We start from the raw sequence: 15,354 nt of genomic DNA, 5'->3' as shown, positions 1-15,354 counted from the left end.
TTAAATTTGGAACAGTCACAGGTTATTGCTGAACAATTCCCGTTATTACAGGCAATTGATAAGAATGGCGAAGTCGTCAATGCAGACTTGCTAACGGATTTAACAGATAATGAACTGGTTGAATTAATGCGACGTATGGTCTTTGCACGAGCTTTTGATGAACAAACCAATTCCTATTCCCAGCAAGGGCGGATGGGCTTCTATGCGCCTTCTAAAGGACAGGAAGCGGCGATGATCGCCAGCCATTACGCCTTTGAAAAGGAGGATTTTCTCTTTGGTTCCTACCGCGACATCCCCCAATTGCTAATGCATGGGGCTTCAGTTGCTGATGTTTACAATTGGTCTAAGGGGCATGTGAAGGGGTCGAGCTTTATTTATGAGAAGGGTATCCATGCAGCCCTACCACAAATCATTATTGGGGCCCAGTTAGTCCAGGCCCAGGGCAATGCCTTAGGACAAAAGCTCAAAGGGTCTCCGCAAGTGACTTTCACCTATATTGGGGATGGGGGCACCTCACAAGGGGATACTTATGAAGCGATGAACTTCGCTGGGGTTTATCAGAGCCCACTAGTTATTTTTATTCAAAACAATGGCTATGCGATTTCGACTCCGCTCAGCCAACAGAGCCAGGCGCAGACCCTGGCTCAAAAAGCAGTAGCTGCAGGAATTCCAGGTGTCCGTGTTGATGGCAATGACCCGCTCGCAAGCTACTGTGTGGCTAAAGAAGCTAGGACGCATGCTGCTTCGGGCAAGGGGCCGGTAGTGGTTGAATTAGTCACCAACCGCATGGAGCCACATTCGACTATGGGCGATGACCCCATGCGCTATCGTGACCAAGCCTCACTCGATTATTGGGAGGCCAGAGACCCGCTCTTGCGTTATGGCAAGTATTTAACGGCCAAGGGCTTGTATTCAGAAGAAACAGAAGTCAGTTTCTATGAAGAAGCGGTCGAAAGCATCAAACAAGGCATGGCTGAAAGCGAAGGCGAAGTCCCAATGACCTTGGAGGAGACCTTGGCATGGCAGTATCCTGATTCAGTCAGCGATTCAGAGTAAGGGAGAGGAGCGACTTATGTATAATCGAAAAAATCCTGAAGCAGGCAATAATTTAACCATGGTGAGAGCTATCAATCAAGCCTTGGAGCTTGAAATGGCCCAGGATGACCGAGTGGTTCTCTTTGGACAAGATATTGGAAAGAATGGGGGCGTCTTCCGCGCGACAGAAGGCCTCCAAGAAAAATTTGGCAAGCAGCGCGTCCTCGATACGCCCTTAGCTGAGTCCGGTATATCGGGGATGGCAATTGGTCTAGCCTACCAAGGCTTCCGTCCCGTGATCGAAATCCAATTCTTAGGCTTTATCTTTGAGACTATGGATAGTATCAACCAAATGGCCCGGGCCTCTTATCGGACCGGTGGCCACCTAGCCATGTCCGTTGTGGTGAGAGCGCCCTTTGGTGGGGGCGTTGGTACCCCAGAATTTCACCCAGATAACTTTGAAGGCTTGCTGGCCCAGTTTCCAGGTCTGAAAGTCGTCGTGCCGTCTTCAGCAATCGATGCTAAGGGCTTGCTCACGGCTGCTATTCGGGATGATGGGCCTGTGATCTTCTTGGAGCATATGCTCTTGTACCGGTCATTCCGTGAGAAGGTGCCTGAAGAAAGCTATAGCATTGATCTCGACCGAGCTAAAGTTCTTAGCGAAGGGGAAGATTTGACCCTGGTGACTTATGGTGCGATGGTGCGCTATGCTAAAGAAGCTGCGGCGCGCGCTGCTGAGGAAGGCATCCAGGTGGAAGTGATTGATTTAAGAATTGTCCACCCGATAGATTATGAGACCATCCTGCGTTCGGTACAAAAGACCCAGCACCTGCTAGTGGTTCAAGAGGCCCAGGGGATTGCTGGACTTGGTAACCGGATTGTATCAGAGATGGCTCGTCGGGCATTTTATGACTTATTAAGACCGATTGGCTTTTTATCAGCTCCAAATACTTCTTTCCCCTTCAAACAGGTCGAAGATGATTGGCTGCCAGGTGCAGAGGATATCTTGCAAGCTATCAGGGAAACAGTTAATGGATAAATGAAAGGAATAATCTATGGCATTTTTAGTAAAACTACCTCCTCTTGGTGAGGGGATCTTCGAGGCTCAGATGGTAGCCGTTCATAAACAAGTGGGCGATCGCGTTAAGGAAGGTGACGTGATTGCTGAAATGGAAACGGACAAAGCAACAGGAGCGCTAGCTTCTCCAGTGGATGGTGTCATCGAAAAATTCTATATTGAATTAGGCGATTATATCTTCCGCAATGAAAAGGTGCTTTTGATCGACGACGGCAAGTCTGACTTGAGAACAGGAGCCGGTGGTGATGCGGGTCGAGTGGCAGAAGACGGACAGATTGTTCAAGCTTCAGCAGATGAAAAACTCGCTCCCGCCCCAGAAAACGACCAGGCAAAATTGGCGTCAAATGAAGCAGTGACTGAAGAGACAAGCGGTATACCTTCAGATCAAGCGGAAAAAGAAGACCAAGAAGAAGTGAGCCCAGCAGAAGCAGCTGATGATGGCGATTATTTGATCGTTGAAGAAACCGGATCAGCTGCTGAAATCTTCCAGCGCGTCCATGGACAGCAGCCTAAAGAAAAAGTTCAAGCACCCCAGGTTGATAAAACCTTCATGGCTGAACAAGGCCAGGCCCAACAAGGGGAACCAAAAGCAGCTAGCCAGCGTAAGCAGCGCTATTTAGAGCCCTTGCAGACTAACTTTATGCATTCAGAAGATGGCAGCCAACCCATTCCTGTCCATGTGGCTAATGAACTGCCTAAGGAAGAATTAGAGAAACGCGCCGAAACCGTTAAAGCTGCGCCGGCTGTTCGCCAATATGCAGTGGCTAATCATTTAGACCTGTCGCGTTTGCCGGTTAATGAGGACGGGATTGTGACCAAGGAAATGGTGGATATGGCCCTTGACCATGCGGTGGGCGAACGGGAATGGAACTATCGTTGGATTAATGAACTAGACCCAGGCTATTGGACTCATCGGCCTGACGAAGAGCAGGGGCGTGAAGAAACTTATATTCGTAAATATAATGCCTCTCGCTTCGAAATGACCCATCACAAAGTTCCTCCTTTCTCTGTTCAAGTTAAAGTCGATATGACTGAACTGAGAACCTATCTAAAAATCCAAAAGGGTGACCGTCTAGGTAAGCAAGACTACCTCCCTTATTTCATTAAAGCGCTATGTATTGCGGCTCATCGTTATCCCGAACTGAACGCCAGCATTGATGATGTGGTCTCTGTCTTCCGTTTTAAATCTTATGTCAATGTCGGGATTGAAATGAATACCGTTCAAGGCTTATTTACCCCGGTAGTCAAGGATGCCCAAGACATGTCGCTAGCTCAGATTGAAAAACGTTTGGCTGAGCTAGAATATGAAGTCAAAAAAGAACGTATTTTTAACTATGAAACTAATTCAGAATCAACCATTACACTGACCGATCTGTCGGAGTATGGCCCTGTAGATGGTTTTGTTCCGATCATTCACTACCCTGATGCTGCTATTTTAGGCTTGGCGGCTAGTCAAGATGAAGTGGTCGTTCGAGAAGGCGAGATGGTGGTTCGTCCTTTGAAAGCGATGACCCTAGTTGTGGATGCGCGGATTGTTACCCGGGATAAGATCGTTCGTATTATTAACTTTATTAAAGATATGATTGAGAAACCTAGCCTCCTCTTTCAGATGGAAGCCGAATTATTAGAAGGGGACCATGCAAATGACGCGTAAAAGGACGTCTTATTGGCCAGGCCAGGCTGATAAACCGGCTATTTTACTGATGCATTCTTTAGGGGATAGTCCCAATCAAGTAGAGTCGCTCGCTGAAAGCTTGCAACAGGAGGGGTATGCCCTATACCTTCCTTACTATCGCAGCCACCAAGAAGGCGATTTAAAAATGGTTTTAACAGCTCCATTGTCTACTTATTTAGAGGATGCCCGCTCGGCTCTGAGCTTTTTAAAGAAAGAAGGTCACCAGAATGTGGTCGCTGCAGGCTTATCCCTAGGTGCCTTCCTGGCCCTCGCTCTGGCTTGTGAAACAGACCGAGTGCAGGCTGTCATTAGTTTATCGTGTCCGATACTGACGGATTTGAGACAGACTCGGATTCCTTATTTTATGCGCCAAAAATACTATCGGTCTTTGGAAGGTGTGCCGACCGTAGCTGACCGTGACCAGGCTCAGGAGCTCTTTGAAGAATTTGACCAGGTTTTGAGTGGGATGAACCAATGGATGGATGAAAATTTTGAGCGCTTGGCTTCGCTTGACCAGCCTGTCTTTATAGGGCACGGTCAAGCGGATGAAGTGGTGTCTGTCCAAGTCGCCGAGCGTTTGTGCCGGCTCTTGTCGACTAAAGGAAAGCCTAGCCTCCATATTTATCCTCAAGCTAACCATTACTTAGAGGGGGATTCCGTCAAGAACTGTCTAGTTCAAGATATCTGTCATTTCCTGGCCTCCTTGTCCATTTGATCGTCATAAATTTCCTTATTTAGCTTGTCCTGAAGGGCTTTTGGGTGCTTCTTAGAGGCAGATGTGCTAAGCTAAATTTATGACATGTGATATGCTTTTAAGGAGGAATATCGAATGAAAAAATGGATTAAACGGACTTCAACTATTTTGCTAGCTTCTACTTTCTTGGTGGCCTGCCAAGCTCAACCGAGCGAGGAAGCACAACGGGTGGATCCCTTAACACAAGAAGAATCGAGCCAGGATAGCCAGGACCAAGCTCAAGAGAACCAGTCTTCCAGCGCATCCAAGGAAAGTAAGAAGTCTAGCCGCAGTGAAGCAAGTCAAAATAGTCAAGATGACCGAGATGACCAAGAGGATAAAGGCGACCGAGATGATCGGGAAGAAAGCTCTCGTCGGACTTCGTCAGAGTCCAGCCGGTCCCACTCTGACCGCCGCGGGGCTGAGACAGATGTCGCAGCTATTACTAAGGATTTAGAAGAAGCTGTTGCTAGCTTCAAAGATCAATTCCCAAGTGCTGAATTGACCAGCATTGAGGTGGAAGCGGAAGGCGATTCCCGCTTTGAAATCGAAGGGGAAGATGACGACAAGGATTACAGTCTGACCTTGGCGGATGACTTGGCCATTGTTGAGAAGAAGGAAGAAGTGGGCAGTGCCAATGACCCTAAAGACCGCTTCCAATTAGACCAAGTGATTAGCTTAGAAGAGGCTACTGAAATTGCCCTTAAGGAAGCGCGTGCTGACCAAGCAACGCAATGGGAGCTTGAACGCGACAGCGATGGCAAGTTCTACTGGAAGGTGGACCTCCGCGATGGTCGCCAAAGCAAGGGTGAAGTGAAGATTGATGCCGAATCCGGAGAAGTTGTTGCCTACGACCAAGATTAGTTTAGAAATTTGACCGTCCAGTAAGGCCCTCGTGCCGGAACCATGTGAACAAGGAGTAAGAACCATGACGAAAAAAATTATTCTCGATTTGGATACAGGGATCGATGATGCCCTGGCCATTGCCTACGCTGTTGCCTCAAAGGAAGTTGAATTGATCGGCATTACAGGAACTTATGGGAATGTCTTGATGGCGGATGGCCTTCGCAATGCCTTGAAGCTCTTGGATCTTTTTGGCCAGGACCAGGTGCCTGTTTTTCCTGGCCTAGCCCATGCTAGCGACAAGTCTGACTTTGAAGTCTTAGAGGTTTCAGCTCTCATCCATGGTGAGGATGGGATTGGCAATGTCGACTTGGCAGATTCTGCCCGCCAGCCTAGCCAAGAATCCGCCGTTGACTTTATCCTGTCGGCTTGCGACCTCTATGGCGAGGACTTAATCATTGTGGCTACGGGTCCCATGACTAACCTCGATGCGGCCTTGGCCCAAGATGAAGCGACCCTCAAGAAGGCCGGTAAGATTGTCATCATGGGTGGGGCCTTAACGGTCTGCGGCAATGTGACCCCTTATACGGAAGCTAACATCAACCAAGATCCAGCGGCAGCTGACCGCTTGTTCAGAAGTGATGTCCATGTGACCATGGTTGGCCTGGATGTGACTCTCCGCACCCTTCTGACCTATGAGGACACCGCGAAGTGGCGGGCCCTGGGGACGGAGGCCGGCCGGGTTTTGGCTGATATTGTTGACTACTATATCAAAGCTTATGAAATCACCTCACCCCATCTGAAGGGCTGTGCCCTCCACGATCCCCTGGCCGTTGCAGTAGCCGTCCAAGAAGATCTGGTGGACTACCTGCCCCTCAATATGAAGGTGGAAACAGAAGGTGCCAGCCGGGGCCGGACTATTGGCGATAACGAGCGCTTGAATGATCCAGACCCTAGCATGTCAGTTGCTATTCAGGTGGATACGGACCGCTTCCTCGAAGAATTCATGACCCGGATTAGCGCCATGCTAGCCCAAAATGCTTAAGATATAAGTGACTAAGATCCAGCTTTGTCTGGATCTTTTTTTCTTACACCATATGTTACATTAAATAACGCAAAAAGAACTAATAATTGCAAAAAGGCCTAAAATCAGATAAAATATAAGTAGCTTTTAATCTTTTTTGACATAATATATGACATTTACTGAGAAGAAAGGTAGATTAGGATGAATAAAGAAGAACGTATCAAAGTCTTACAGGACATTATTCAGATTCCAAGTGAAAATGACCATGAAGAAGAAGTGGCTAAGTATATTGCTGATCTTTTGCAAGAACATGGGATTGACAGTCAATTGGTAGAGTATGCCCCAGGACGGAGCAGCTTAGTGGCTGAAATCAAGGGCCAAGAAGAAGGTAAGGTCTTGGTTTATAGTGGCCACTTGGATGTGGTTGCAGCTGGCGATCATGAGGAATGGAGCCACGATCCTTTTGGGGCTGAAATTGTGGACGGTAAGATGTACGGTCGCGGCACGACAGATATGAAGTCTGGCCTAGCTGCTATCGTGATTGCTCTCATTGAATTGAAAGAAGCTAATGCGGACCTCAAGGGGACCCTGCGCCTAGCCTTAACGGTTGGGGAAGAAATCGGTATGTTAGGTTCGGAACAATTGGTTGATGAAGGTTACCTCGATGATGCCGACGCCTTCTTGATCGCTGAACCAAGCGGAAATGAAGCTATTATCAATGCCCACAAAGGCTCTATCCAGTATGAAGTGATTGCCCATGGGGAGAGTGCCCACAGCTCCATGCCGGAAGAAGGGATCGACGCCATCCAACTCTTGGTGGACTATATTAATATCATGAATGACAAATTCGACCAAGCCTTTAATACGGATGAAGCCTATAATGACCAACTGGGCCGTTCGCTCAATGTGAACACCGTGATTGAAGCAGGGACTCAGATCAATAGTGTCGCCAGCAAGGCAGTCATGAAGGCTAATACTCGGGTGGTGCCAGAAGCTGGCAATGACTTAGTGGTTAAGATGATGCAAGACACTATGGACGAACTCAACGAGCAGAATGACGGTCGTCTGGAATTGAATCTCTTACAAAACAATCCCGCCGCTGAATCTAGCCCAGACAATGCCCTAGTTAAGGCTATCCAAGCTTCAGCTGACTGGGAAGTGGGGACGCAAACTCTAGCCGGCGCAACCGACGCTTCCAACTTCGGTCGGATCAGTGATGACTATGACTTGGCAGTCTTTGGCCCAGGGGAAACCTCCCGTGCCCACAAGCTCGATGAGTATGTGGAAGTAGCAGATTACCTGAAATTTATTGACCTCTATATCGAAACAGCCAAAACTTACTTAGCCTAAAAATGACGGGCCTCTATCGAATGGTAGATGGCGATCTGTTGTGCTCTTGCTTAAGCGATGTCTTAATCATTAGCTAGCAAGACAAAAAATTTAAATAACGAAGAGGGGACTGGGATGAGCTCCTAGCCTCCTTTTTTATCAAAGGAGATGAAAATAATGAGTGACTATTTAAAAGTAGCCAATAGTCCAGTGGTCTTTGCCCTCTGTGCCTTGGTTATTGCAATTGTTGTCATCCAATCCCTGCTCTTTATTCGTAAAGCTTGGAAGCGAGGCTTGGAACTTGACATGGAAAAAGAGGTACTGAAACGGGCTATGACCAATAGTGCGCTTCTATCCATTGTGCCTTCTCTTCCCATTATTGTTATGATGCTCGCCCTGTCGGTACCCCTAGGTAAATATTTCCCTTGGTTGCGCTTGTCCATTGTCGGCTCTGCTGTCTACGAGGGGTCAGCGGCTAATATTGCAGCCCAAAGTCAGGGGCTAACGGATATTTCCGACCCGGGCCTAACGCCAAAGATCTATGTGATTATTATGTTTGTGATGACGATTGGAATTATCTGGGGGATTCTTTTTAACATCCTCTTCATGGGGCAGCTGGATAAGATGTCTCAGAAGATGCGGGAAAATCCTAAGAGTAAGGCCTTTGTAGGAATCTTCTCTGCAGCCCTTTTTACAGCTATGCTGATTACTCTATCCACGCCTTATGTGGCTAATGTAGCCAATATTTCGTCGATCATAGCTTTTGTGGCGGCGGGCTTGTGTACCCTGGCTCTCAATGCCTTATCCAAACGTTACGACCAGCGACTCTTGAGTGACTTCTCGATGCCCATTTCCATGATTGTGGGCATGCTGGCCGTCATTATCTACGCTAATGTCTTTTAGGAGGTGCTTGTATGGCAGAGAATAAGAGAAAAATTGAATCCGATGCCCAATATAGCCGGGAGATTAACCGCTTGGGTCGGATCACAAGTGTTATTGCCTTAATGGGGATGTTCATGGTCCCTCTAGGAACGGCTTACTGGTTAGGTGTAGGCCTCGATTTTGGCAAGGCCCTGGTCGCTGCTTCAGGACTGATCGCGATCTTCCTTCCCACAGCGGTAGTTGAGAATGTTTCCTTCTATCCCATCCTCGGAGCAGGCGCTATGTATCTCAGTTCGATTACCGGGAATATCACGAACTTGAAGATTCCGGTAACTGTTGCCGGTCAAAAGATTGCTGGTGTCGAACCAGGTACGGATAAGGGGAATGTGATCGCCATTATCTGTGTAGGGATTTCTTCCATTGTGACTATAATTATTTTGATTCTAGGGGCCTTCTTGATCGGTTCCTGGTTGGTTCCTATCCTGAACCACCCCTTCCTGAAGCCAGGTTTTGACCAAATCATTCCGGCTCTCTACGGTGCCATTACGGTCCCTCAGATCCTCAACCATAAGAAGCTATCCGTAGCTCCTATCTTATTTGCGGTCGGGATCTTCTTAATCCTAGGACCCCAGGGATTCGCCCAATACCAGTCCTATATCCTGATTTCTTGCATGATCATTTCGGTAGCTACCGCTTACTTCATGTACAAGAAGGGGCACTTGAGTGAATATTAAACAATTGGCTGGAAAAATCTTCCAGCCTTTTTCCACTTACCGGAAATCGGATGAAAATTTAATTTAAACATTGCATATCCTGGGCGCTTCTAGGATAATAGAAGTGATAGACTGTAACCGGGTCCAAGGACCTAGAAATAATAATTTAGAGGTGAAGTAATTGTTCGATAAAGTTGATGAGCTCGGCGTAAACACGATTCGTACCCTCAGCATGGACATGATTGAGAAGGCTAACTCTGGCCACCCCGGCTTGCCCATGGGTGCAGCTCCAATGGCTTACGTGCTCTGGACCAAACACTTAAAAGTGAACCCTAAAACGTCAACAAACTGGGTTGACCGTGATCGTTTCATTCTTTCTGCTGGTCATGGGTCAGCGATGCTTTATTCGCTCTTGCACTTGGCAGGTTATGACGTGACGATTGATGATCTCAAGGCGTTCCGCCAATGGGAAAGTCGGACACCAGGCCATCCCGAAGTGAACCATACAGACGGGGTTGAAGCGACCACTGGACCACTCGGCCAAGGGATTGCGATGGCTGTTGGGATGGCCATGGCTGAAGCCCACTTAGCAGCCCGTTATAACCAAGCCGACCACAAGATTGTGGACCACTATACCTATGCCCTTTGCGGGGATGGGGACCTGATGGAAGGGATCTCCCAAGAAGCTGCTTCCTTAGCTGGTCATCTGGGTCTCGGCAAGTTAGTGGTGCTCTACGATTCGAACGATATTTCCCTAGATGGTCCGACCTCTAAGGCCTTCACAGAAAATGTCCAACAACGCTTTGAAGCGAATAATTGGCACTATCTCCGGGTAGAAGATGGGAATGACCTGGAAGCCATTGACCAAGCCATTAAAGAAGCCAAGACCCACACGGACCAACCGACTCTGATCGAAGTGAAGACAGTGATTGGTTATGGGGCACCTAATGCCGGCAGTTCAGCCGTCCATGGAGCACCTTTAGGTAAGGAAGGAATCCTTGCAGCTAAGGCCATTTACCAATGGGAGAATGATGATTTCTTCGTTCCCGAAGAAGTTAAGGCGCGCTTCCAGGAAGAAATGGTAGAAACTGGCTCCCAGGCTGAAGCAGATTGGGAAGCAAGCTTTGAGGCTTACCGCCAAGCTTATCCAAACTTAGCCAGCGACTTTGAATTGGGCTTCAGCCAAGAATTACCTAGCGACTGGGCAGAAAACCTGCCAGTTTATGGTACAGATTCCAAGTTGGCTTCACGCCAATCTAGCCATGAAGTCCTCCAAGTCCTCTCAGAAAAATTACCTTATCTCTGGGGTGGGGCAGCTGACCTGGCGTCTTCTAATAAGACTATGGTCAGTGCCGAAGAAGACTTCACAGCTGATAACTATGCTGGACGCAATGTCTGGTTCGGTGTGCGTGAGTTCGCTATGGCAGCGGCGATGAATGGGATCCAGCTCCATGGCGGCAGCAAGGTCTACGGGGGGACCTTCTTCTCCTTTGTTGACTATCTCCGCCCAGCCCTCCGCTTGGCTGCTATTCAAGGAACGGCGCCAGTCTTCGTGATGACCCACGACTCCGTAGCGGTTGGGGAAGATGGTCCAACCCACGAGCCAATCGAACAATTAGCCAGCATCCGCTGCATTCCTAATGTGCAAGTAATTCGTCCAGCTGATGCCAACGAAACCGTTGCGGCTTGGAAACAAGCGATTGAAACCCAAGATCAACCAACTGTTCTCGTTCTCAGCCGTCAAGGACTTCCAAGTCTAGAAGCGACTGTTCATGCACCAATTGATAAGGGAGCCTATGTGGTGTCACCTGCTCAAGGAGCCCACGACCAAGCAGCCGGCCTCCTCTTAGCAACTGGCTCAGAAGTTGCCCTGGCTATCCAAGCTCAAGCTAAATTAGCTGAAGATGGGGTGGATGTAGCGGTTGTCTCCATGCCAAGCTGGGACCGTTTTGAAGCCCAAGATGAGGCTTACAAGGAAAGTGTTCTCCCAAATCAAGTCACCGCTCGACTCGCTGTTGAAATGAGCGCTTCCTTCGGTTGGGAACGTTATACTGGCAGTCAAGGCACTAGCTTGACCATCGACCAGTTCGGCTTCTCTGCTCCAGGCGACTTGATCCAAGAAAAACTTGGTTTCACTGCTGACAATGTAGCAGATAAGATGCGCCAAGTGATCGACAAGCAAAAATAAATCCATTAAAAGATGTGGCTGTGCCAATTAGAGGCACAGCCTTTTTTGTCATTGGATTAGGATTTTTCACCTTACCCGACTGAAGTGAATTACAGCTAGTAGGCTAAAATCTTAGCCCTACTAGCCCTTTGCGTTTTGCTGGGCGAGAGAGCTGGGCTCAAGCTGCTAGCATGGCTTTTTAAGGACCAAATTTTATAGCGAAGGAGCTGTTCAATTGCAGTGTTGATCAAGGCTTGTTTCTTTAGAAAGACAATAGACTTACGAAATCGTGGTAAACGAAAGGGATTTGGCCTTGAAAGGAAAGTTTAAAAAAGGTATAATAGATCAGTAATCGTTTTCATTGACTTATTATATTTATATTAATTGACCAAGGAGGTATTGAGATGGTTGGAATTATCCTCGCCAGTCACGGTGAGTTTGCGAATGGTATTTTGCAATCGGGCGCCATGATCTTTGGCGACCAAGAAGATGTAGCGGCAGTGACCCTGCTTCCTTCTGAAGGCCCCGAGGATGTGCGGGCCAAAATGGAAGAAGCTATCGCATCGTTTTCTGATCCTGACCAGGTATTGTTTTTAGTTGATTTGTGGGGAGGGACGCCCTTCAACCAGGCCAGCAATCTCTTTGAAGGCCACGAAGACAGCTGGGCCATTGTGTCCGGGATGAACCTGCCTATGGTGATCGAGGCTTACGCTTCACGCTTTTCCATGGAGACGGCCCAGGAGATTGCCGGGCATATCCTAGCAACGGCTAAAGAAGGGGTCAAACCCCTACCGGAAGGCTTGGCGAAAGATGAAGAAGAGACAGAGCAAGTCCAGGCTGAAGAGACTCCTGCCAGCAGTGGTCAGGTGGGGAGCCCTGGGCAGATGGATTTTGTCCTGGCTCGGATCGATTCCCGGCTCTTGCACGGTCAGGTCGCGACAGGTTGGACCCGGGCTACTCATCCCACGCGGATTATTGTGGTATCGGATGCGGTAGCTAAGGATGAGCTGCGAACCCAACTGATCAAGCAGGCGGCCCCATCTGGAATTAAGGCTCACGTGATTCCGATTGACCAGATGATTAAGATCGGTAAAGACCAAGAACACTTCGGTAAGGAACGGGCGCTCTTGCTTTTTGAAAATCCCCAAGATGTCTTGCGGGTAGTTGAAGGCGGCGTCCCACTGGAAGAAATTAATGTGGGTTCTATGGCTCACAGCAAGGGGAAGGTCCAACCCAATAAAGTCTTGGCCTTCAGTCAAGACGATATTGACACCTTCCAAGCTTTGAAAGATCAAGGCCTGCGCTTTGATGTGCGTAAGGTGCCTGCAGATCAAGGCGACAACATAGACAGTATCTTACAGCAAGCTCAGAAAGAAATTGACAAGCAGAATGCATAAAATAAATGCTTAAGGAGGGAACATTCTCATGGATTTAAATATTATCCAAATTATTTTAATTATCTTTATTGCCTTCTTAGCTGGTACCGAGGGGATCTTGGATGCCTGGCATTTTCACCAACCTGTGATTGCCTGCACTTTGATTGGTCTCGTAAGTGGCCAGCTAGGGCCCTGTCTGATGCTAGGTGGTTCCTTACAGATGATCGCCTTGGGTTGGGCTAATATTGGGGCAGCGGTTGCTCCGGATGCGGCCCTAGCCGCTGTGGCATCAGCTATTATCTTGGTCCTAGGGGGGCAGGGTCAAGCTGGAATTGGTTCAGCCATTGCCTTAGCCGTCCCTCTAGCTGTGGCGGGTCTACTTTTGACCATTATCTGCCGGACCCTAGCAACTGGGATTGTCCATATTATGGACGGGGCTGCTGCTGAAGGGAACGTTCGTAAAGTAGAGATCTGGCATATGATCGCGATTGTCATGCAAGGGGTGCGGATCGCCATCCCTGCTGCTCTGATCCTAGCTATCGGGGCAGGTCCTGTGCGTGAGCTTCTCTTGGCTATGCCCGACTGGTTGACAGATGGTCTGTCCATTGGCGGGGGCATGGTGGTTGCTGTAGGTTATGCTATGGTGATCAATATGATGGCTACCCGGGAAGTTTGGCCTTTCTTTGCTATCGGTTTCGTTCTCGCTACGATCCAGGAGCTGACCTTGATTGGGCTTGGGGCGATTGGTATCGCGCTCGCTTTACTTTACCTCCAACTCTCTAAAATGGGCGGGTCGTCGAACGGCCAATCCGGACCTAAACATACCGGGGACCCTGTCGGCGACTTGATTGATGACTATTAAAGAAAGGAGAATTCGTAATGGCAGAAGGCGTTAAACTATCGAAACGTGACCGGATTTCCATCTGGCTACGTTCCACCTATCTCCAAGGTTCTTGGAACTATGAACGGATGCAGAATGGTGGCTGGGTCTTCTCAATGATCCCAGCTATCCGTAAACTCTATAAGACGAAAGACGAACAAGCAAAAGCCTTACAGCGGCACTTGGAATTCTTTAATACCCACCCTTATGTGGCTTCACCGATCCTTGGGGTAACTCTGGCCTTAGAAGAAGAACGGGCTAATGGGGCACCTGTCGATGATGTCGCTATCCAAGGGGTTAAAGTAGGGATGATGGGTCCTTTAGCAGGGATCGGAGACCCGGTCTTTTGGTTCACTGTGAAGCCAATTATTGGGGCCCTAGCTGCATCACTGGCCATGGGGGGCAATATCCTCGGCCCAATCATTTATTTCGTGGCTTGGAATGCTATTCGTTTGGGCTTCATGTGGTATACCCAGGAATTCGGCTATAAGGCAGGATCTAAGATTACTGAAGACTTGTCAGGCGGTTTACTTCAAGACATTACCAAGGGGGCTTCGATTCTGGGGATGTTCATCCTCGGCTCTTTGGTTAACCGTTGGGTAGCGATCTCCTTTACCCCAGTTGTATCAGAGGTTCCTCTCGACCAAGGGGCATATATTGAATGGGATAAACTCCCTGCCGGTGCAGAAGGCATTAAGGTCGCTTTAGAACAACAGGCTCAAGGCCTATCGCTCGATCCGACTAAGGTAACCACCCTCCAAGATAACTTGGATAGCTTGATTCCTGGTTTGGCGGGGCTCTTACTGACCCTCTTCTGTATGTGGTTATTGAATAAGAAGGTCTCACCAATCGTGATTATTCTGGGTCTTTTCGCAGCGGGGGTTATCCTCCATGTCATTGGGCTCATGTAATTAAAAATTTTCAACAGTTAGTCCTGGCCTCCACGCTACAAACTGAGGGCACGCCTTTGCCTGGCTCCTCCTTTGTTTCGGTGATCCAGGGCTTTCTTAATTTTTGCCCCTGCTGTTGAGTATCTGAAAGGAGTTTCTATGGTACAGTCTTTGAACCAAGAGGTCGTCTATGTGACCAAGGCAACATCGTTTTTAGGGATGACAGATTATGGTAAGATTCTCTTAGGTAATGCAGCTTTTGAATTCTATGACGACCGCAATCCTGCCAACTTTATTCAAATTCCCTGGGAGGAGATTGATTATGTGGTGGTTTCCATCCTTTTCTCTGGCCGTTGGATTCCCCGCTTTGCCATCCAAACAAAAAAAGCCGGCAGCTTCAGCTTTGCGGCTAAAGATGCCAAGGCTTTGTTGCGCCAAGTGCGCGAGTATGTACCAGCCGATCGGATTGTCCGCTCACTCTCTTTCTTTGAAGTGGTTAAGCAGGCTTTGGGCTGGGGGAAGAAATGAGAGTGTAACAAAAAGTCGCTTAGGCCTGAATCAGATCAAGCATACGATATCTGTAACTAGCTGACCTTCGAATAGTTATAGTTTGTAGTTGGGTTCAAAATTGCAGAAATAACTTCTCCTCACCCCCTGTTCTAGTCGGGTTCGGCTTGGCAGACTCGGAGTGATTTCACAAGTCAGAAACGAGCGCATGCTTCGCTCTTA

At 48.4% G+C, this 15,354-nt stretch carries 14 protein-coding genes; all 14 read left to right on the top strand.

The annotated features are described in order from the left end of the window. Positions 1-6 precede the first annotated feature (6 nt). Positions 7-1,056 (top strand): thiamine pyrophosphate-dependent enzyme, encoded by a 1,050-nt coding sequence (locus tag QP339_RS08885; RefSeq protein ID WP_284911211.1) that lies wholly within the window; start codon positions 7-9, stop codon positions 1,054-1,056. A gap of 16 nt (positions 1,057-1,072) precedes the next feature. Beyond that, positions 1,073-2,074 carry an alpha-ketoacid dehydrogenase subunit beta gene (locus tag QP339_RS08880; protein ID WP_070618280.1) on the top strand — a complete coding sequence of 334 codons (1,002 nt, stop codon included), beginning with the start codon at positions 1,073-1,075 and terminating at the stop codon, positions 2,072-2,074. A 16-nt stretch (positions 2,075-2,090) separates the two neighbouring features. After that, positions 2,091-3,767: a 2-oxo acid dehydrogenase subunit E2 gene (locus tag QP339_RS08875; RefSeq protein WP_284911210.1), complete on the top strand. Its 1,677-nt coding sequence runs from the start codon at positions 2,091-2,093 to the stop codon at positions 3,765-3,767. After that, complete coding sequence (locus QP339_RS08870; protein WP_284911209.1) at positions 3,757-4,503, top strand: alpha/beta hydrolase; 747 nt, start codon at positions 3,757-3,759, stop codon at positions 4,501-4,503. Before QP339_RS08875 ends, QP339_RS08870 begins: the two co-directional genes overlap by 11 nt. Before the next feature lie 114 nt (positions 4,504-4,617). Next, entirely contained in the window at positions 4,618-5,385 is a 768-nt protein-coding gene (locus QP339_RS08865) for a PepSY domain-containing protein (RefSeq protein ID WP_284911208.1), read from the top strand. 64 nt (positions 5,386-5,449) lie between these two features. Continuing rightward, entirely contained in the window at positions 5,450-6,409 is a 960-nt protein-coding gene (locus QP339_RS08860) for a nucleoside hydrolase (RefSeq protein WP_284911207.1), read from the top strand. 180 nt (positions 6,410-6,589) lie between these two features. After that, positions 6,590-7,738, top strand: coding sequence for an ArgE/DapE family deacylase (locus QP339_RS08855; RefSeq protein WP_284878844.1), 1,149 nt, complete (start codon positions 6,590-6,592; stop codon positions 7,736-7,738). Between the two features lie 156 nt (positions 7,739-7,894). After that, entirely contained in the window at positions 7,895-8,620 is a 726-nt protein-coding gene (locus QP339_RS08850) for a DUF5058 family protein (protein ID WP_070618264.1), read from the top strand. Positions 8,621-8,631: 11 nt separating this feature from the next. Further along, a complete protein-coding gene (locus QP339_RS08845) occupies positions 8,632-9,333 on the top strand; it encodes a hypothetical protein (RefSeq protein ID WP_070618261.1) in 702 nt (233 codons plus the stop codon). Between the two features lie 160 nt (positions 9,334-9,493). Beyond that, positions 9,494-11,500: a transketolase gene (gene tkt, locus QP339_RS08840; protein WP_284911206.1), complete on the top strand. Its 2,007-nt coding sequence runs from the start codon at positions 9,494-9,496 to the stop codon at positions 11,498-11,500. A gap of 383 nt (positions 11,501-11,883) precedes the next feature. Then, on the top strand, positions 11,884-12,876 hold the full coding sequence (locus QP339_RS08835; protein ID WP_284911205.1) for a PTS sugar transporter subunit IIB: 993 nt from the start codon (positions 11,884-11,886) through the stop codon (positions 12,874-12,876). Positions 12,877-12,904: 28 nt separating this feature from the next. Beyond that, a complete protein-coding gene (locus tag QP339_RS08830; protein ID WP_067973229.1) occupies positions 12,905-13,717 on the top strand; it encodes a PTS mannose/fructose/sorbose transporter subunit IIC in 813 nt (270 codons plus the stop codon). A 17-nt stretch (positions 13,718-13,734) separates the two neighbouring features. After that, the gene (locus tag QP339_RS08825) at positions 13,735-14,646 is read left to right on the top strand and encodes a PTS system mannose/fructose/sorbose family transporter subunit IID (RefSeq protein WP_284911204.1); all 912 of its coding nucleotides are present in this window, start codon (positions 13,735-13,737) and stop codon (positions 14,644-14,646) included. 138 nt (positions 14,647-14,784) lie between these two features. After that, positions 14,785-15,153, top strand: coding sequence for a DUF956 family protein (locus tag QP339_RS08820; protein ID WP_284911203.1), 369 nt, complete (start codon positions 14,785-14,787; stop codon positions 15,151-15,153). Positions 15,154-15,354: the final 201 nt, after the last annotated feature.

Origin of the sequence: Aerococcus sp. UMB7834 (assembly GCF_030215145.1) — a bacterium.
Lineage (GTDB): Bacteria > Bacillota > Bacilli > Lactobacillales > Aerococcaceae > Aerococcus.
Note: the sequence above shows the minus strand (reverse complement) of the source record. Positions and strands in the feature narration are given on the sequence as shown.

Coding starts and splice junctions, on each gene's coding strand:
- QP339_RS08865 (WP_284911208.1), top strand. CDS start 4,618: ATGAAAAAATGGATTAAACGGACTTCAACTATTTTGCTAGCTTCTACT.
- QP339_RS08870 (WP_284911209.1), top strand. CDS start 3,757: ATGACGCGTAAAAGGACGTCTTATTGGCCAGGCCAGGCTGATAAACCG.
- QP339_RS08845 (WP_070618261.1), top strand. CDS start 8,632: ATGGCAGAGAATAAGAGAAAAATTGAATCCGATGCCCAATATAGCCGG.
- QP339_RS08820 (WP_284911203.1), top strand. CDS start 14,785: ATGGTACAGTCTTTGAACCAAGAGGTCGTCTATGTGACCAAGGCAACA.
- QP339_RS08860 (WP_284911207.1), top strand. CDS start 5,450: ATGACGAAAAAAATTATTCTCGATTTGGATACAGGGATCGATGATGCC.
- QP339_RS08825 (WP_284911204.1), top strand. CDS start 13,735: ATGGCAGAAGGCGTTAAACTATCGAAACGTGACCGGATTTCCATCTGG.
- QP339_RS08855 (WP_284878844.1), top strand. CDS start 6,590: ATGAATAAAGAAGAACGTATCAAAGTCTTACAGGACATTATTCAGATT.
- QP339_RS08830 (WP_067973229.1), top strand. CDS start 12,905: ATGGATTTAAATATTATCCAAATTATTTTAATTATCTTTATTGCCTTC.
- QP339_RS08875 (WP_284911210.1), top strand. CDS start 2,091: ATGGCATTTTTAGTAAAACTACCTCCTCTTGGTGAGGGGATCTTCGAG.
- QP339_RS08880 (WP_070618280.1), top strand. CDS start 1,073: ATGTATAATCGAAAAAATCCTGAAGCAGGCAATAATTTAACCATGGTG.
- QP339_RS08835 (WP_284911205.1), top strand. CDS start 11,884: ATGGTTGGAATTATCCTCGCCAGTCACGGTGAGTTTGCGAATGGTATT.
- QP339_RS08850 (WP_070618264.1), top strand. CDS start 7,895: ATGAGTGACTATTTAAAAGTAGCCAATAGTCCAGTGGTCTTTGCCCTC.